General features: G+C 72.7%; 17 protein-coding genes. 12 read left to right on the top strand and 5 right to left on the bottom strand.

The window, feature by feature from the left end; translation table 11 throughout:
* Positions 1-81: 81 nt before the first annotated feature.
* The 3 genes from ACIRB7_RS18240 (at position 82) to ACIRB7_RS18230 (ending at position 3031) form a co-directional block, all read left to right on the top strand.
* Positions 82-1446: an aspartate aminotransferase family protein gene (locus ACIRB7_RS18240; protein ID WP_403599262.1), complete on the top strand. Its 1365-nt coding sequence runs from the start codon at positions 82-84 to the stop codon at positions 1444-1446.
* Between the two features lie 69 nt (positions 1447-1515).
* The gene (locus ACIRB7_RS18235; RefSeq protein ID WP_403599259.1) at positions 1516-2256 is read left to right on the top strand and encodes a GntR family transcriptional regulator; all 741 of its coding nucleotides are present in this window, start codon (positions 1516-1518) and stop codon (positions 2254-2256) included.
* 124 nt (positions 2257-2380) lie between these two features.
* Positions 2381-3031, top strand: coding sequence for a hypothetical protein (locus ACIRB7_RS18230; RefSeq protein WP_403599256.1), 651 nt, complete (start codon positions 2381-2383; stop codon positions 3029-3031).
* 44 nt (positions 3032-3075) lie between these two features.
* Here the strand turns inward: ACIRB7_RS18230 and ACIRB7_RS18225 are convergent, their stop codons facing one another.
* Positions 3076-3780 (bottom strand): SLATT domain-containing protein, encoded by a 705-nt coding sequence (locus ACIRB7_RS18225; RefSeq protein ID WP_403599968.1) that lies wholly within the window; start codon positions 3778-3780, stop codon positions 3076-3078.
* A 267-nt stretch (positions 3781-4047) separates the two neighbouring features.
* Between ACIRB7_RS18225 and ACIRB7_RS18220 the strand changes: the two genes are divergently transcribed.
* The 7 genes from ACIRB7_RS18220 to ACIRB7_RS18190 all read left to right on the top strand — a co-directional run bounded on the left by ACIRB7_RS18220 (position 4048) and on the right by ACIRB7_RS18190 (position 10422).
* A complete protein-coding gene (locus tag ACIRB7_RS18220; RefSeq protein WP_148003706.1) occupies positions 4048-4383 on the top strand; it encodes a YbaB/EbfC family nucleoid-associated protein in 336 nt (111 codons plus the stop codon).
* A gap of 102 nt (positions 4384-4485) precedes the next feature.
* Positions 4486-5085, top strand: coding sequence for a recombination mediator RecR (recR, locus tag ACIRB7_RS18215; RefSeq protein WP_030323509.1), 600 nt, complete (start codon positions 4486-4488; stop codon positions 5083-5085).
* 35 nt (positions 5086-5120) lie between these two features.
* The gene (locus ACIRB7_RS18210; RefSeq protein ID WP_351210486.1) at positions 5121-5783 is read left to right on the top strand and encodes a DUF5063 domain-containing protein; all 663 of its coding nucleotides are present in this window, start codon (positions 5121-5123) and stop codon (positions 5781-5783) included.
* A 143-nt stretch (positions 5784-5926) separates the two neighbouring features.
* A complete protein-coding gene (locus tag ACIRB7_RS18205) occupies positions 5927-7207 on the top strand; it encodes an aspartate kinase (protein WP_351210484.1) in 1281 nt (426 codons plus the stop codon).
* Entirely contained in the window at positions 7204-8262 is a 1059-nt protein-coding gene (locus ACIRB7_RS18200; protein WP_403599252.1) for an aspartate-semialdehyde dehydrogenase, read from the top strand. Before ACIRB7_RS18205 ends, ACIRB7_RS18200 begins: the two co-directional genes overlap by 4 nt.
* Before the next feature lie 262 nt (positions 8263-8524).
* Entirely contained in the window at positions 8525-9250 is a 726-nt protein-coding gene (locus ACIRB7_RS18195; RefSeq protein ID WP_403599249.1) for a SigE family RNA polymerase sigma factor, read from the top strand.
* Positions 9247-10422: a hypothetical protein gene (locus ACIRB7_RS18190; RefSeq protein ID WP_403599246.1), complete on the top strand. Its 1176-nt coding sequence runs from the start codon at positions 9247-9249 to the stop codon at positions 10420-10422. The genes ACIRB7_RS18195 and ACIRB7_RS18190 overlap by 4 nt, the downstream gene beginning before the upstream one ends.
* 26 nt (positions 10423-10448) lie before the next feature.
* Here the strand turns inward: ACIRB7_RS18190 and ACIRB7_RS18185 are convergent, their stop codons facing one another.
* Genes ACIRB7_RS18185 through ACIRB7_RS18175 form a run of 3 tightly spaced genes read right to left on the bottom strand, consistent with a single transcriptional unit; the run spans position 10449 to position 14095 of the window.
* Positions 10449-11189, bottom strand: a complete 741-nt coding sequence (locus ACIRB7_RS18185) for an SURF1 family protein (protein ID WP_403599244.1) — start codon at positions 11187-11189, stop codon at positions 10449-10451.
* Positions 11190-11213: 24 nt separating this feature from the next.
* On the bottom strand, positions 11214-13034 hold the full coding sequence (locus tag ACIRB7_RS18180) for a prolyl oligopeptidase family serine peptidase (protein ID WP_403599241.1): 1821 nt from the start codon (positions 13032-13034) through the stop codon (positions 11214-11216).
* 26 nt (positions 13035-13060) lie between these two features.
* Positions 13061-14095, bottom strand: coding sequence for an Lrp/AsnC family transcriptional regulator (locus ACIRB7_RS18175; RefSeq protein ID WP_403599238.1), 1035 nt, complete (start codon positions 14093-14095; stop codon positions 13061-13063).
* A gap of 302 nt (positions 14096-14397) precedes the next feature.
* Here ACIRB7_RS18175 and ACIRB7_RS18170 point away from each other — a divergent pair, with 302 nt between their 5' ends.
* Positions 14398-15741: a tetratricopeptide repeat protein gene (locus tag ACIRB7_RS18170; RefSeq protein ID WP_403599235.1), complete on the top strand. Its 1344-nt coding sequence runs from the start codon at positions 14398-14400 to the stop codon at positions 15739-15741.
* Between the two features lie 68 nt (positions 15742-15809).
* The gene (locus ACIRB7_RS18165) at positions 15810-16091 is read left to right on the top strand and encodes a hypothetical protein (RefSeq protein ID WP_403599232.1); all 282 of its coding nucleotides are present in this window, start codon (positions 15810-15812) and stop codon (positions 16089-16091) included.
* A gap of 16 nt (positions 16092-16107) precedes the next feature.
* Here the strand turns inward: ACIRB7_RS18165 and ACIRB7_RS18160 are convergent, their stop codons facing one another.
* Positions 16108-17313 (bottom strand): protein kinase, encoded by a 1206-nt coding sequence (locus ACIRB7_RS18160; RefSeq protein ID WP_403599229.1) that lies wholly within the window; start codon positions 17311-17313, stop codon positions 16108-16110.
* Positions 17314-17458: the final 145 nt, after the last annotated feature.

The raw sequence follows: 17458 nt of genomic DNA, 5'->3' as shown, positions 1-17458 counted from the left end.
ACAACGTGTCGCGTCCGCCCCGGTCTCGGTGGACAAGATGGCCATGGCCCGCCCCACCTGCGGTTCCTTACCCTCGACCCCATGACCCCTCATGTCATCGAACCCGATCCCCAGGCCGGGGCCGCCGTCAAGGCCGCCGACCGCGCGCATGTGTTCCACTCCTGGTCCGCCCAGGGCCTGATCGACCCGCTCGCCGTCGCCGGCGCCGAGGGTTCGTACTTCTGGGACTACGACGGAAACCGCTACCTCGACTTCACCAGCGGCCTCGTCTACACCAACATCGGCTACCAGCACCCGCGCGTGGTCGCCGCCATCCAGGAGCAGGCCGGGAAGCTCGCCACCTTCGCGCCCGCCTTCGCCGTCGACGTCCGCTCGGAGGCCGCACGCCTCATCGCCGAGCGCACCCCGGGTGACCTGGACAAGATCTTCTTCACCAACGGCGGCGCCGAGGCCGTCGAGAACGCCGTCCGCATGGCCCGGCTGCACACCGGCCGTACGAAGGTGCTCTCCGCCTACCGCTCGTACCACGGCGCCACCTCCACCGCGATCAACCTCACCGGCGACCCGCGCCGCTGGGCCTCCGACAACGGCTCCGCCGGTGTCGTCCGCTTCTGGGCGCCCTTCCTCTACCGCTCGCCCTTCTACGCCACCACCGAGGCGGAGGAGAGCGCGCGGGCCCTCCAGCACCTGGAGGACACGATCGCCTTCGAGGGTCCGGCGACGATCGCCGCGATCATCCTGGAGACCGTGCCCGGCACCGCCGGCATCATGACCCCGCCGCCCGGCTACCTCGCCGGCGTCCGCGAGATCTGCGACAGGTACGGCATCGTCTTCGTCCTGGACGAGGTCATGGCGGGCTTCGGCCGCACCGGCAAGTGGTTCGCCGCCGAGCACTTCGACGTCGTCCCCGACCTGCTGACCTTCGCCAAGGGCGTCAACTCGGGCTACGTGCCGCTCGGCGGCGTCGCCATCAACGCCGAGATCGCCGCCACCTTCGACAAGCGCCCCTACCCGGGCGGACTGACCTACTCCGGTCACCCGCTCGCCTGCGCCGCCGCCGTCGCCACCATCCAGGTGATGGAGGACGAGAAGGTCGTCGAGAACGCCGCCCACATCGGCGAGACCGTCCTCGGCCCCGGCCTGCGCGAACTCGCCGAGCGCCACCCGTCCGTCGGCGAGGTCCGCGGCATGGGCGTCTTCTGGGCGCTCGACCTGGTCAAGGACCGCGAGACGCGCGAACCGCTCGTCCCGTACAACGCGGCCGGCGAGGCCAACGCGCCGATGGCCGCCTTCGGCGCGGCGGCGAAGAAGAACGGCCTGTGGCCCTTCGTCAACATGAACCGCACCCACGCCGTTCCCGCCTGCAACGTCTCCGAGGCCGAGGCCAAGGAGGGCCTCGCGGCCCTCGACGTGGCCCTCTCGGTGGCCGACGAGCACACGGTGTAACCGCAGTACGGGGACGTTCCCTCCGTCTGGACTAGGGTGTCCGGAGCCGGACGGAGGGGACCGACCAAGATGCCCGCGAGCGGAGCTGTCACCCGCAACACCTTGCGACAGCAGATCGCGGACGCGCTGCGTGACGAAGTGCTCGCGGGCCGTCTCCAGCCGGGCGAGGAATTCACCGTCAAGCAGATCGCCGAGCAGTACGGCGTGTCCGCGACCCCCGTACGGGAAGCGCTCGTCGACCTCTGCGCGCAGGGCCTCCTCGACTCCGACCAGCACCGCGGCTTCCGCGTCCACGAGTACTCGGTCGACGACTACCGGGGCATGGTCGAGGCCCGGATGCTCGTCGTCGACGGCATCTTCCGCCGCCACGCGCCCGCGATGCCCCCGCCGCCCGCCCCGGCCCCGGCACCCGCCCAGGGACCCGACCTCGGGATCGGGGTCGCGCTCGTCTCCGTACGGCGCCGCGGCGAGGCGGCCGCCCGCGCGGCCCGCGCCGGGGACCTCGACATCCTCGTCGGGTACGACATCCGCTACTGGCGCGAACTGGGCCGCCTGGTCTCCGCCAACGACTACATCGCCGACTTCCTGCACCGCCTCCGCGTCCAGGCATGGGTCTTCTCCGTGCCCTACCTGCGCTCCGAACGGGACATGCTGGGCTGGCTGTGGAGTGGTCACGTGGACCTGGTCGACGCCATCACGCGCGGGGACGCGGACGCGGCCGTCTCGGTCGTACGGGAGTACAACGCGCACTCGATGGAGTGGGCGGACCGGCTGGAACGGCGGGACCCGACGGAGCGCAGGGGCGGTTGAGGGCGGGACTCCGGGGGCAGGTCCACAGCGGGTGGACGGTGCCCGTGGGGCGCCGACTAACCTGGCCGTCGTCCCTGCAAACGCCCGCGAGCGTCCCCCGCAACTGACGGAGAGCGAGCCTCCCTTGGCCTGTGACCTGTGGCTGGTCCCCCTCGTCGACGTGCTGTGCCACAGCCCCGACAACCCCTTCGCCGAAGAGATCGCCGCGTACGACGCCGTGCTCACCGCGTCCGGTCTGCCGACCGTGCCCGTCTACGCGTACATGCCGGGGCTCTCCGGCGACGTCGCCCCGGTCGCCGGCTTCGACTACGAGGCCCTGCACTTCCTGCGGCGCGCCTACCTCCTCCAGATGTGCGGACTGCCGGTCGAACCGGTCGGCGAGCTCGGCGGGGACTACGAACAGCTCCTGGAGATGTTCGAGGCGACCGCGCAGCAGTCGCACCTGGTCTGGCACTACGACCACGCGGGCGCGTACGTGCCGGTCGACTTCCCGGTGCCGCTCGCCAGCGACGAGCTCCTGGAGGGCGGCGGACCGCTCGGCTCCTCGTACGGACTCCTCCGGGAGCTCCAGTACGTGGCCCCCTCGATCGGCATCGACCCGGCGAACCCGCCGGCCGCCCCCGTACCGCCGGAGCGGCCGACCAGCCTGGAGGAACCGGCCGTACCGATTCAGCTGGACGGGAGCCCCTTCGCGCGGGAGCGCCATGTGTGGCTGGGCCTGCACGCGGCGGCGACCCGGAGCCTCGCCCAGGGCTCGATGATCATCCTGAGCTGAGAAGCCGCCCGGTCCGGGCCCCCGGCGTGCCCCCCGGCCAGGCCCTAGCGGGCCTCCGGGGGCCGCTGGCGCGGCATGTTGGGCCGGGTGCCGGGCGGCAGCGGGAAGCGGCCCGAGGGGTGGGAGCTCTCCGCCCTCGCGGGCAGCACGCCGACCGACTGGAGCGCGAGCGGCGCCGGGCCCGAGCGGAACTCGACCATCCAGTCCGCCGTCTCCGCCCGTACGAGCTCCGTCACGTCCTCCGAGAAGCGGCGCAGCACGCCGAGACAGCGCTCGGCCGCCTCGCTCGCGGTGCCCTCCGTGGGCCCGAGCACCTCCCGGACGCTCTCCGAGGCCCAGTCGAACTGCAACGCCTGGAGCCTGCGCTGCACGGCCTGCGCGGTCGCCACGTCCCTCATCCAGCCGGACGTCAGGCCGAAGTACCGGTCGCAGGCCAGGCAGGCGGCACCGAGCAGCAGCGAGAGGTAGCCGAGGCCCGCGGCGCCCTCCGCGACCCGCGTCAGGTCGAGCAGGGGCAGCGCGGCGCCGGCGATCACCCCGGTGGCCGTGCCGATCCGCAGCACGCGGGCGCAGAGACGCTTCCGGTCGCGGTCGGAGAGGTACCACTCGGCGGTGCGCAGGGCGTTGGACTCCACCCAGCGGTACAGCTCGTCGAGCCGCTCGGCGGGCTCGCCCCAGTCGCCCAGGGGGAACGGCGTACCGGTCAGATCGCGGTGGACGTCTCCCCCGGGGGGTCCCGGTGGCTGCATCTCCGGCTGCTGGCTCACCGGGGGACTCCTCTGTTCAGCTCAGCGCGCGTGTACTGCTGTGACGTGCGGTGCACGTGGTGCCTGCCCTTCCTACCGCCGAATGGTGGGCGATGGGCCCGGAATCCCGAGATTTCCGCCCGCAAGAGGGTCTTGATCAGGTAGAGGAGCCCGCAGTTTCTCACTCGAAAGAGTGGTGGGGCAGGGCGGCCGGGGACCACGTAGGCTCGGCGTACCGACATACGGACGTACCGAACCTCAGGAGTGACCGTGATTCCCGGTGGTGGTCAGCCCAACATGCAGCAGCTTCTCCAGCAGGCCCAGAAGATGCAGCAGGACCTCGCGCGCGCCCAGGAGGAGCTCGCCGCGACCGAGGTCGACGGCCAGGCCGGCGGCGGTCTGGTGAAGGCGACCGTGACGGGCTCCGGCGAGCTGCGCGGTCTGGTGATCGACCCCAAGGCGGTCGACCCGGAGGACACCGAGACGCTCGCCGACCTGATCGTGGCCGCCGTCCAGGCCGCCAACGACAACGCGCAGCAGCTCCAGCAGGCCAAGCTCGGCCCGCTGGCGCAGGGCATGGGCGGCATGCCGGGCCTGGGCTTCTGAGCCCCGGCCCCTTCCCGGGCCCCTTTACGGCTCCCGTGGGCTATTAAGGCCCGCCCCCAGCTACTACCGTAAGAATCAAGCACTCCCTCGGAAGGGCGTTCCGTGTACGAAGGCGTTGTTCAGGACCTCATCGACGAACTGGGCAGGCTGCCCGGCGTCGGTCCCAAGAGCGCGCAGCGGATCGCCTTCCACATCCTCCAGGCCGAGCCCACGGACGTCCGGCGGCTCGCGCACGCGCTCCTGGAGGTCAAGGAGAAGGTCAGGTTCTGCGCGATCTGCGGGAACGTGGCCCAGCAGGAGCAGTGCAACATCTGCCGGGACCCGCGCCGCGACCTGACCGTCATCTGCGTGGTCGAGGAGCCGAAGGACGTCGTGGCGATCGAGCGGACGCGCGAGTTCCGGGGGCGGTACCACGTCCTCGGCGGCGCGATCAGCCCGATCGAGGGCGTCGGCCCGGACGACCTGCGCATCCGCGAACTGCTCGCGCGGCTCGCCGACGGCACCGTCACCGAGCTGATCCTCGCGACCGACCCGAACCTGGAGGGCGAGGCCACCGCGACGTACCTGGCGCGGATGATCAAGCCCATGGGGCTCAAGGTCACCCGGCTCGCCAGCGGCCTCCCGGTCGGCGGCGACCTGGAGTACGCCGACGAGGTGACCCTCGGCCGTGCCTTCGAGGGGCGGAGGCTGCTAGATGTATGACGACCTGGCCGGCGCGCTCTCAGGGAGGCTCCTCGATGTCTGACCCCACGCTGCACGCGATCACGCAGAACCCCGACGACTTCGCCGTCCAGATCGCCGACTCCATCGAGAGCTTCATCGTCGCGACCACCGAGGTCGCCAAGGGCGACGAGCCGGACAGCGCGGTCCCCTTCATGCTCCTGGAGATCTCGCAGCTGCTCCTCGCGGGCGGCCGGCTCGGCGCGCACGAGGACATCGTCCCGGACGAGCGGTACGAGACGGACACGGGCCCCGAGCCCGACGTGGACGACCTGCGCGAGCGGTTCGCCGTGCTCCTCGACCCGGTCGACGTCTTCTCCGAGGTCTTCGACCCGTACGAGCCCCGCAAGGCGCCGGTCCCGGCCCGGATCTCCGACAACCTCGCCGACATCGTCAGCGACCTGCGGCACGGCCTCGCCCACTACCGGGCCGGCCGGACCAGCGAGGCCCTGTGGTGGTGGCAGTTCTCGTACTTCTCCAACTGGGGCCCCACGGCCTCGGCCACCCTCCGCGCCCTCCAGTCCCTCGTCGCCCACGTCCGCCTCGACCAGCCGCTCGCGCCCCTGGACGGCCTCGACATCGACGAGGACCTCACCGAGGACGACCTCGCGGAGGAGGCGGGCCGCGTGATGGTGGAGGAGATCGGCGCTCCCCTGGGGATGCGCCCGCTCAGGAAGTGACCACAGGGACCACAAAGGACCACGGTGATCACCCTGTGAGCGCTCTATCTCAGCATCCGGGATCACATGGGCGTTCACGGGTCGCTCGTTAGACTGAGCCGATCGCAGCGCCGGCTGCGGCACACACTGAGCGAGGAGCGCACGTGGGCCTTGTCGTGCAGAAGTACGGAGGCTCCTCCGTTGCCGATGCCGAAGGCATCAAGCGCGTCGCCAAGCGGATCGTGGACGCCAAGAAGAACGGCCACCAGGTGGTCGTCGTGGTTTCCGCGATGGGCGACACGACGGACGAGCTGATCGATCTCGCCGAGCAGGTATCCCCGATCCCTGCCGGGCGTGAGTTCGACATGCTGCTGACCGCCGGAGAGCGGATCTCCATGGCCCTGCTGGCCATGGCGATCAAAAACCTGGGCCACGAGGCCCAGTCGTTCACCGGCAGCCAGGCAGGTGTCATCACCGACTCCGTCCACAACAAAGCGCGCATCATCGATGTCACGCCGGGCCGGATCCGCACCGCCCTCGACGAGGGCAACATCGCCATCGTCGCGGGCTTCCAGGGTGTCTCCCAGGACAAGAAGGACATCACCACGCTGGGCCGTGGCGGTTCCGACACGACCGCCGTGGCGCTCGCCGCGGCGCTCGACGCCGAGGTCTGCGAGATCTACACCGACGTCGACGGTGTGTTCACGGCCGACCCGCGCGTCGTGAAGAAGGCGAAGAAGATCGACTGGATCTCCTTCGAGGACATGCTGGAGCTCGCCGCCTCCGGCTCCAAGGTGCTGCTGCACCGGTGCGTCGAGTACGCGCGTCGCTACAACATCCCGATCCACGTCCGCTCGTCCTTCTCGGGCTTGCAGGGCACGTGGGTCAGCAACGAGCCACACTCCGAAGAAAAGAGCCCCAAGGTGGAGCAGGCCATCATCTCGGGCGTCGCCCACGACACCTCCGAGGCGAAGATCACCGTCGTCGGCGTGCCGGACAAGCCGGGCGAGGCCGCGGCCATCTTCCGTGCCGTCGCGGACGCCGAGATCAACATCGACATGATCGTGCAGAACGTGTCGGCGGCGTCGACCGGTCTGACGGACATCTCCTTCACCCTCCCCAAGGCCGAGGGCCGCAAGGCCATCGACGCCCTGGAGAAGGCGAAGGGCGCGATCGGCTTCGACTCGCTGCGCTACGACGACCAGATCGGCAAGATCTCCCTGGTCGGCGCCGGGATGAAGACCAACCCGGGCGTCACCGCGGACTTCTTCCGCGCGCTCTCCGACGCGGGCGTCAACATCGAGCTGATCTCGACGTCCGAGATCCGCATCTCCGTCGTCACCCGCGCCGACGACGTCAACGAGGCCGTGCGCGCCGTCCACTCCGCCTTCGGTCTGGACAGCGACTCGGACGAGGCCGTCGTCTACGGAGGCACCGGCCGATGACGTCGAAGCCGACGCTCGCGGTCGTCGGTGCGACCGGAGCCGTCGGCTCGGTGATGCTCCAGATGCTCACGCACCACGCGGACGTCTGGGGCGAGATACGTCTCCTCTCCTCCCCGCGCTCGGCCGGCCGCAAGGCCTCCGTGCGCGGGGTGGAGTGCGAGATCCTCGCGCTGAGCGAGGAGGCCCTCGACGGCGTCGACCTGGCGCTCTTCCTGGTGCCCGAGCCGGTGGCCGCCCGCTGGGCGCCCCTCGCCGCCACCAAGGGCGCCGTCGTCGTGGACACCTCCGCCGCCTTCCGCGCGGACCCCGACGTCCCCCTCGTGGTCCCCGAGACCAACCCCCACGCGGCGCGCGTACGGCCCCGGGGCATCATCGCGAGCCCCGGCTGCACCACCCTCGCGCTGATCGTCGCCGTGGGCGCCCTGCACGCCGAGTTCGGGCTCACCGAACTGGTCGTCACCGCCCAGCAGGCCGCCAGCGGCGCCGGCGCCGGACAGGCGGGCGTCGACGCGCTCCGGGGGCAGCTCGGCCTTGTGGCCGCCGACGGCGACCTGGGCACCCACCCCGGCGACGTACGGCGGGCCGTCGGCGAGAACACCGGCCCCTTCCCCGGGCCCCTCGCGTCCAACGTCCTGCCCTGGTCGGGCACGGCGGGCGCCGACGGTGCCTCGTCGGAGGAGGAGCGCGTACGGGACGAGACCCGCCGGGTCCTCGGGCTGCCCGCGCTGCGGGTCGCCGCCACCTGTGTGCGCGTGCCCGTCCTCACCGGGCACTCCGTCTCCGTGCACGCCCGCTTCGAGCGGCCCGTGCCGGTCGACCGGGCACACGAGATCCTGGCGACCTCACCGGGAGTCGTGCTGTACGACGACCCCGAGGCGGGCGACTTCCCCACCCCGGCCGACGTCGTCGGCACCGATCCGGCCTGGGTCGGGCGGGTGCGGCGCTCCCTGGACGACGAGCGGGCGCTCGATTTCTTCGTCTGTGTCGACAATCTCCGCAAGGGCGCGGCGCTCAACGCCCTGCAGATCGCGGAATCGGTTGTCCCAGCTTTGTAGGATCTGTGAACGTCCTGTGAGCAAATAGGCGTCAGATACCTCTTGAACTGCGGTGATGCCGTGGTCGACGATGCTCTTTCCCCTTGCTGCAACCAGTAGTTGGGTGGAGGCGTCTCTGCGTTCACCCACGGCCGTGGGCTGTGGACACGCTGTGAGGGCGGGGCATCGGGGGAGAACGGTTACGCATGAGGACAGAGAAGTCACCGTCGAAAAGGGTGGCGCACGCGTACAACCCTGCCGGGGGGAAGCGTGTCCAACATGCGTGGCAGAGCTACTCGACATCGCGACCATCGGTCCGCCGCGCGGCGCGGGCACCGCGGTGCTCCCCGCGCGGAGCGTCGCCGTCGTCCCCGTACGCGGCACCGCGGTCGGCCCCTATCGCCGTCCGCGTCCTCTCGGCGGCATGCCGGTGATCGCCCCCGTGCCCACATCCCGCGCCGGCTCGGTGGACGGCATCCCGTCGCCCCGGGCGAGCGCCGAGAGCGTGACGGCCGCCGGCACCACCGTCGACCACCTCACCGAGACCTACCGCGCCCACTACCGGTCGCTGCTCGGTCTCGCCGCGCTGCTCCTCGACGACACGGCCTCCTGCGAGGACGTCGTCCAGGAGGCGTTCATCCGCGTCCACTCGGCCCGCAAGCGGGTGCGCGAGCCCGAGAAGACGCTCGCCTACCTGCGCCAGACCGTCGTGAACCTCTCCCGGTCCGCGCTGCGGCGCCGCATCCTCGGCCTCAAGCTGCTGTCCAAGCCGATGCCGGACATGGCCAGCGCGGAGGAGGGCGCGTACGACCTGCTGGAGCGCGAGGACCTGATCAAGGCCATGCGCGGACTCCAGCGGCGCCAGCGCGAGGTGCTCGCCCTGCGGTACTTCTCCGACATGACCGAGGCGCAGGTCGCCGAGGCGCTCGGGATATCGCTGGGTTCGGTGAAGGCGTACGGTTCGCGGGGCATCGCGGCGCTGCGCGTCGCGATGGGAGCGACGTCATGAGTGAGGCGCTCGGCGACAAGGACGACGCCCGAGAAGAACGTGACGACCCGAGTGGACAGCGCATGGTGAACATCGAGCCCGGTGACGGCGACGGCGACGAGGAACTGGCGCTGCGGCGGCTCTTCCAGAGCGCCGTGTCCGGCCTCGAACCGTCCCAGGGATCGCTCGAACACCTCCACCGCGCCGTGCCCGCCCGCCGGGCCCGCAAGCGGCAGGCCATCGTGGGCGCGGCGGCCGCCGCGGTCCTCATCGGCACGGCCGTACCCGCCTTCGTGCACGTCGCCGCCTCGGGTGGCGTCTCCGCCGCCGGCAGCCCGGTGAACGCGGGCCACGGCGAGGAGGCCCAGGGCGGCACCGGTGCCGAGACCGGCATCGAGGGCGGCCGGAGCGCGACGGCCCCCGCGAGCACCGTGTCCCCGACCCAGAGCGCGGCGGAAGGTTCCTCCGGCAAGCCGCAGCGGCCCGGCCCCGGCGTGACCGGCGGCGGCCCCCGGCAGACGCAGGGCGCCGACACCGGCTCCGTGCCGCGCTGCGACGCCGGCCAGCTCGGCGTCAGCTCGGCGGGCGCGGGCGGACCCGACGGCGAGGGCAAGGTGTACGGCTCCTTCCGCATCGCCAACGTCTCGGGCCAGGCCTGTGTCGTGGACGGCAGCGGAGTCGTCAGCTTCGAGGCCCGCGGCGCGGCCGACCCCTCGCGGATCTCGGTGACCCGGCACACCTCGGGCGACGGCAGCGGGCTGCCCGACCCCTCGCAGGAGTCGTCCTCGCTGGTCCTGAGGCCGAGCGGCTCCTACGAGGTGAAGTTCGTCTGGGTGCCGAGCGAGACCTGCCCGACGACCGGGACCACGCCCACCCCGACGGAGCCGACCGAGCCGACCGAGCCGCCGACCACGCCGCCTCCGACGGACACGCCGCCGACCGACCCCACCGTCGACCCCAGCCCCAGCGAGGGCTCGGGCGCCGGCGGCACCGGCACCGGACCGGAGACCGGCGGCGAGGCCGGCTCGGGCGCGGACGCCGGCACGGCACCGCAGCTGCTCCGTGCGGACGGGCCGGCGGACGGCAGCGTCCTGGTCAGCCATGTCGCCGAACCGGGCGGCCCGGCGGCCTCGGCGACCATCCCCAACGCCTGCGCGGGCACCGTCTACCGGACCGGGGTCCTGGCGTCCTGAGGCCCCGGAGAGGGCCCTGAGGGCTGCTACAGCCCCAGGGCCTCGTCGCGGGACGCCTCCGCCTCGCGGCGGACCAGGCGGAACCACATGAAGAGCACGAAGCCCGCGAAGACGAACCACTCCGCCGTGTAGCCGAGGTTCTGGAAGGCCTTCACGTCCAGACCCGTGCCCGCCGCGGCCGTCGCCGGGACCGGGACCAGGCCGGTGGGGGCGTCGGCGAGGGTGATCCACGCGTCGTAGACGTCGTCCGTCACCACGTTCACCAGGGCCGCCGAGCTGATCATGCCGAGCTGCCCCTCGGGCAGCCCGCCGGCCGCGTGGACGCCCTTCGTGCCCGCGGTCTCCGAGGCCTGGAGGGCGCCCACCACCGCCACCTCACCGGACGGCGGGGCGGGCACCTCCGCGCCCGTGGGGAGCCAGCCCCTGACCACCGGCAGGGACCGTCCGTCGTCCGTCCGCAGCATCGTCAGGACGTACGAGCCGGTCCGGCCGTCCAGCTCACGGTCCGGTACGAGGAACTGCTCCCCGTACCGCCCGCGCGCCTCGGCCGACCGGCCCGAGGTCTCCTTGTCCACCGGAAGCAGCGACTCCAGCGGCTCCGCCTTCAGGGAGCTCGGGGCGGGCCGGTCCTCGGCCTCCCGGTGGGAGTCGACGCGATCCTCGAACTTGCCCAGCTGCCAGGTCCCCATGAAGACGCAGAACGGGATCGCGAGCAGGACGAAGACGTTGATCCCCCACCAGCGGGGCGTTCTCAGGAACCGGTACACGCCCCCCACGGTACGCAAGCCGCCTCAGCCGCCCGCCGGCCGGGTCCCCAGGTGCTTCGCGGCGAACGCGAGGTCCAGGGCGACCTGCTTGATCCGCTCCTCCACCACCAGCGAGCCGTGGCCCGCGTCGTACCGGTACACCTCGTGGACCGCGCCCCGGGCCTTCAACCGGTCGACGTAGTTGTCGATCTGCCGGATCGGGCAGCGCGGGTCGTTGACGCCCGCCGAGATGTGCACCGGGGCCTTCACCGCGTCCACGTACGTCAGCGGCGACGAGGCCGCGTACCGCTCGGGCACCTCATCGGGCGAACCGCCGAGCAGCGTCCGGTCCAGCGCCTTGAGCGCCTCCATCTCGTCCTCGTACGCCGTGACGTAGTCCGCGACCGGGACCGCCGCGAGACCCACCGCCCAGGCGTCCGGCTGGGTGCCGAGGCCGAGGAGCGTCAGATAGCCGCCCCAGGAGCCGCCGGACAGCACGAGCCGCGCCGGGTCGGCGAGGCCGCTCGCCACCGCCCACGCGCGGACCGCCTCCACGTCCTCCAGCTCGATCAGACCGACCCGGTGCTTGAGCGCGTCCGTCCACTCCCGGCCGTACCCCGTCGAACCCCGGTAGTTGACCCGCACCACCGCGTACCCGTGGTCCACCCAGGCCGCCGGGCCCGAGGCGAAGGCGTCGCTGTCGTGCCAGGTGGGACCGCCGTGCACCTCGAAGACCGTCGGGAACGGGCCCTCACCCTCCGGGCGCTGCACGAGCGCGTGGACCCTGCCCCCGGGGCCCTCCACCCACACGTCCTCCACCGGCACCGACGGCGGCGCCTTCGGGCCGGGCGGGTCGAGGACGACCCGGCCGTCCGTGGACCGCACCACCGGCGGCTCGGCGGCCGACGACCACAGGTACTCCACGCTGCCGTCAGGACGGGCCGTCGCGCTCGACACCGAACCGGCCGGGGTCTCCACCCGCACCAGGGCGCCCGTCGCGATCTCGTACCGCCACAGCTCACTGCGGGCCTCGAAGCTGTGCACGATCAGCAGCCCGGTGCCGTCCGGATACCACTCGGCCGACACATCGCCCGGCAGGTCGAGCGCCAGGTCCGTCTCCGTGCCCGCCGCCACGTCCCAGAGCATCGGCTCCCAGCGGCCGCGCCGCTGGTGCCCCACGAGCAGTCGGCTGTCCCCGGCCACCGGCGCGAAACCGAGGACCGCGAGGCCCAGCTCCTCCGTACCGCCCTTGGTGTCGTCGAGCTCGGCGACCACGCTCGCGTCCGAGGCGCGCAGCACCCGCAGCGCCGAGTGCATCGCGTCCCCGTGCTCGGTGTGCTCGATCGCGATCAGCGCCCCGTCGTACGACAGGTCCCCGACCCCGGCCGACTCCCGGTGCCGGTAGATCTCGACGGGGTCGCCCGCCCCGGGCCGTACGAGATGGACCGTCGAGCCCTCCTCGTCCGTGGAGCGGCCCACCACGAGCGTGCCCTCCCGGCCGATGGCGAGACCCGCCGGATAGGAGGCGCCGAGGCCGGGCACGGCCGGCTCGTCCGCGCCGCCGCCGAACGGCTGGCGCATCCACACCCCGAACTCGTCCCCGTCGGTGTCCTTGAACCACCAGATCCAGGCGCCGTCCGGGGACAGCGTGCCGTCCGTCGTGCCGTTCGGCCGGTCCGTGACCTGCCGCTGCTCCCCGCTCGCCCGGTCCCAGGCGTACAGCTCGTACGTCCCCGTCGCGTTGGACACGAAGAGGGAGCGGTCCGGGGCCTCCTCGGCCCACTCGGGAAGGGAGACGCGCGGCGCCCGGAAGCGCTGCTCCCAGACAGGGGTGTCGATTGCCTTGCTCTCAGTCATGGCACCCATGATGCTCCGCGCCACGAACGGCCGTGTCAGAACACCGACGCGGGCCGTACGTGGTGCATGCGGCGCCCGTCCGGGCCGAGGACCTGCGCCCCTATCTTGTGGGTGCGCAGCGAGAGCGCGGTGCCCGCGATCCGCAGCGTCGGGGCGGCCCGTACCAGCGCCGCCGTCACGTCGTGCAGTTCGTCGACCGTACGGAGCCACAGCGCGACGGACAGGTTGTGCGGGCCCGTGACCGAGGTGACGAGCCGGGTCTCACGGACCCGGCCGAGCGCCGCCACCGTCGCCGGCACTTCAAGGGGCGGTACGTCGGTCGTGACCATCGCCCACACCGGGCGCCCGGAGAACCTCGGGGCCGGCAGGCAGTGGTGGTGGAGGGCGCCGCCCGCCGCGAGGACGTCAAGCCTCCGCCGTACGGTCGACTCGCTCGTACCGCACTGCCGGGCCAGCTCGGCGGCGCTGCGGCGGGCGTCCCCCGCCAGCTCCGCGACGAGCCGGTGGTCGAGCTCCGTGAGGTTCGGCCCGGTGCCCCCGCGCGCGCGTGGCCGCCGGTCGCCGCCCGTGATCCCCGTGAGGAGCTGGACCTGCCCCGGGGTGAGCTGCTCGATCCGCGACCGGTACGGGCGGTTGTGCAGCCGGGTGACGACCTGGGTGCGGGAGCGGATGACCCCGGGCAGCCGCCGCACCCGCCCGGCGAGGTACGCGTCGAGGGCGAACAGGTCGGGGCAGACCACGAGCAGGACCAGATCGGCGTCGCCGGTCACCTGGTGCACCCCGAGGGTGCAGGGATCGCCCGAGACCTCGATCGCGGTGGCCTCGGTGTCGCCCGCGACGCACTCCAGCTCGATCCACGCGTAGAGCATGGCGTCCGTGCCGCGGCGGGCGGCGAGCAGCGAACTCCAGGCGTATCCGCCGGCCGTGAGGTGCTCCCAGCGCCGGGCGAGGGTGTCCGGGCTCGACCCGAGCACGACCGAGAGCTGGGTCCAGCTGGCGCGCGGGGCTATCTGCAGTGCGTGGATCAGCGAAAGATCCGCTTCTCCCAGGACGGATTCCCCGGTACGCATTTTCCTCCTTGGCCGATACCTGGGAATCCGTGGGTGTGGGTCCCGGAGCGCCCCAGGATGTTGACCAGGGCCTCTGCATTCAAGCCGCAACGGCGATGGTCCGCGATCGACTCCGCCACACGGTACGGATTCCGGCGCGGAACGAAAAGGAACGAACGGGCACGAACGGGGGACGGGGGTACATGGTGACAAGGCAACGACCGAGGACGGAACCGAGGGCGGAACCGAGGACGGGAGCCGGCAGAGGGCCGTGGACGCAACCGTGGACGGACCCGGGGACGGAGCTGCTGTGGGGCGAGCCGGTGAGCCCCGAACAGCTCGCCGCCGCGGAGCGCGGATACGCCCGCTGCGGACTCGCCGAGCAGCTCCTGTGGGAGCGGCTCTCCGTCTTCGAGGGGGCCTTCGGCGGGGACGCCGTCCGTGAGGTGTGCGCCTCCGACGCCCTGCCCCCGGCGGTCGTCCTGGCGGTCCTCGACCGGCTGGCCCCCGCCGCCCTCCTCCCCGTCGACGACCTGTTCGACGGCGAGGACGACAGCCCCCGCTACTGGATGCCGCACCCCATGCGGGCCGTCGGCGCCCGCCGCCTCACCGCACGCGGCGACCGCTGGGCCGTCGTCCTGCGCCACCGCAGGTGGTGCGTGAAGCTCGCCCGGCGGGCCGCCGACTGGTGGCAGAGCGGCCGGCAGATGGACGCCCGTGATCTCGCCCTGCGCGAACTCCCCGACCTGGCCGCCGCCATGGACCCGACGACCGCGCCCCTCTCGCCGAGCGCCGAGGCCGACACGGCGGTCGAGATCGCCGTCTCCCTGTGGTTCCTGTGGGTCGCCTGCGGGCGGGTCGGAGAGGGCAGGACCCGGCTGCGCCACGCCCTCTCCCTGTACACCGGGGAGCCGCCGTCCCGCGCCCTGTGGCTCGGGGCCTTCCTGGAGCTGGAGTCCGGCCGCCCCGAGGACGCCGACCCGCTCCTCGTCCAGGCCTGGGCGGCCGCCGTACGGGAGAGGGACGACCGCACCCTGGGCCTGCTGTCCCATCTGCGCGGCGCGACCGCCCTCTACCAGGGGCGTACGCGCGCGGCGGCGGCCGAGTTCAGGGACGCGCTCGCCCTGATGGGGGACTGCCCGGAGTTCGGGCCCACCCGGGAGCTGTGCTGGGCCGCGCTCGCGCTCAGCCTGACCCGCACCGACCCGGAGGCCGCCCAGGAGGCCCTGGACCAGCTGGTGCTCGACCCGTCGTCGCGGCGGGCCTGGGCGGGGCGCGACCTGTGGGCCGAGGCGTGGACGCACCACGCGCGCGCGGAGCTGCTCGCCTGGGACGGGGAGCGGGAACGCGCCGTCGACCACGCCCGCCGGGCGCTGCGCGGCCACTTGGCGCTCGGGTCGGCGGTCGGAGCGGCCTGCGCGGCGGAACTCCTCGCCCAGCTACGGCTCATGACCGGCCGGGCCGCCTCGGCCGCCCATCTCCTCGGCGCCGTGAACCTGTTGCGGACGTCCGCCTTCGACGCCTCGTACAAGCCGGCGGCGTACTGCGCGCCCACCCGGGACCGCAGCGAGACGGCCCTGCGGGACATGCTCGACGACCCGGAGCTGCGCCGGGCGTACGAAGAGGGTGCGAGGATCGGCCTGTTCGCCCTGGCGGAGACGGCGTAACGGTCGCGCGGGCGGTGGAGCGGCGCGAGTGGCGTTCCGTACCTACTCTTGAGGTACGGAGGTGACCCATGAGCCGACGGCACCACTTCCACATCGACCACCTCGGGCACTCGGTCTCCGTGACCGTCCAGACCGGGCACACCGCCGTCGTCGAGGTCCTCGTCGACGGCAAGGAGACCGGCTACGCCAGGACCCAGGGTGACCGGCCGGTCACCGTACCGGTCGAGCTGCCGACCGACCCGCCGACGACGGTGACCGTACGGGCGACCCCGGGGCCCGGCGAACCGCGCTGCCTGCTGACCACGGAGGCGGACGGGGAGCCGCAGATGATGGCGCCGAGAGCGTACTGAGGGCCCCCGACCGAGGTCAGGGTGAGAGCCAGGCCATCCCGATGATCAGGAAGACGACGAAGGCGATGGCCCCGGCGACCGCGGCCGTCTTACGGGGCCGGCGCCGGGAGAGCTCCGCGAGCCCGCTGCCCGTGGGCGCGGGCCGTTCACGCCGCCGGGGCGAGGTGGGCGCCCCGGCGGACACGGGTCTGTGGGCCTGTCCGGCCGGGGGTCTGTGGGCCTGCCCGGGCCTGGCCGTCGGCATGGCGGCGGGCGCGGGCATGGGGCCGGACATGGACCCGGAGGCGGGCCCGGAGCCGTGCCCTGACATCGGCCCTGACATGGGTCCGGACATCTGCCCCGACATGGGCGTGCCCCGGGTGGCGGCGACCCCCTGCGGCGGGCCCGCGTGGTGGTGCGCCTGGCCCGGCCGGGGCTGCGCCGGGATACCGGGGGCGTAGGTGACGCGCCAGGCGCCGGAGGAGAACCAGTCCGCGATGGCCTGCGCCGAGGGCCGCTGCTCCGGCTGCTTGGCCAGCAGGCTCAGCAGGTACGACTCGAACTCGGGCGGCAGCGCCACCCCGAGGCGGCCGGGGGGCACCGGCGCGGTGTCGATGTGCTGGTACAGCAGGGCCGTCGCCGTGTCCGCGCGGAACGGGGGGCGGCCGGTGAGGAGTTGGTAGAGCACGCAGCCGAGCGAGTACACGTCGGAGGCGGACGAGGCGGGCTGCCCCAGGGCCCGCTCGGGCGCCAGATAGAGCCCCGTACCCACGATCTGCCCCGTCGTCGTCAGCGCCGCCGAGGGGTCGTCGACGAACCGGGCGATGCCGAAGTCGGCCAGCTTCACCGTCCCGTCCCCGTCGATCAGCAGGTTCCCCGGCTTGATGTCCCGGTGCACGACCCCCTGCCGGTGCGCGGCGGCGAGCCCGGCGGCGGCGTGCGCGGCGACCACGGCGACCCGCTCGGGGGGCAGGATCAGCGGATCGGAAGGGCTCCCGGCGAGGCTGTCGCCCTCCACCAGCTCCATGACGAGGAACAGCTTCCCGTCCCACGTACCGAAGTCGAAGACGCCGACCACGTGCGGGTGGCTGAGCCGGGCGGCGGTCTGCGCCTCCAGCCGGAAGCGGTCACCGGCGGAGGGGTCCGTCGACTGCGCCAGCATCAGCTTGACGGCCACGGACCGGCCGAGCACCTCGTCGGTGGCCTGCCACACCTCGCCCATGCCGCCCCGGCCGATACACACGTGAAGCCGATATCGGTCCGCGACCAGCACCTGGAGACCACCCTTTCGACGATCGATCAACTTGACGGAAGGGAACCAGCGTAGAGCCGTACGACCGTGCTCTTCGCCGCGCTCCCCCCGGGGCCCGCCCCGGCCTCCGCGCGGA

The organism is Streptomyces sp. NPDC093795 (genome assembly GCF_044764665.1).
Classification (GTDB): domain Bacteria; phylum Actinomycetota; class Actinomycetes; order Streptomycetales; family Streptomycetaceae; genus Streptomyces.
The sequence above is the reverse complement of the archived record's forward strand: the minus strand, read 5'-3'. Positions and strand labels throughout refer to the sequence as shown.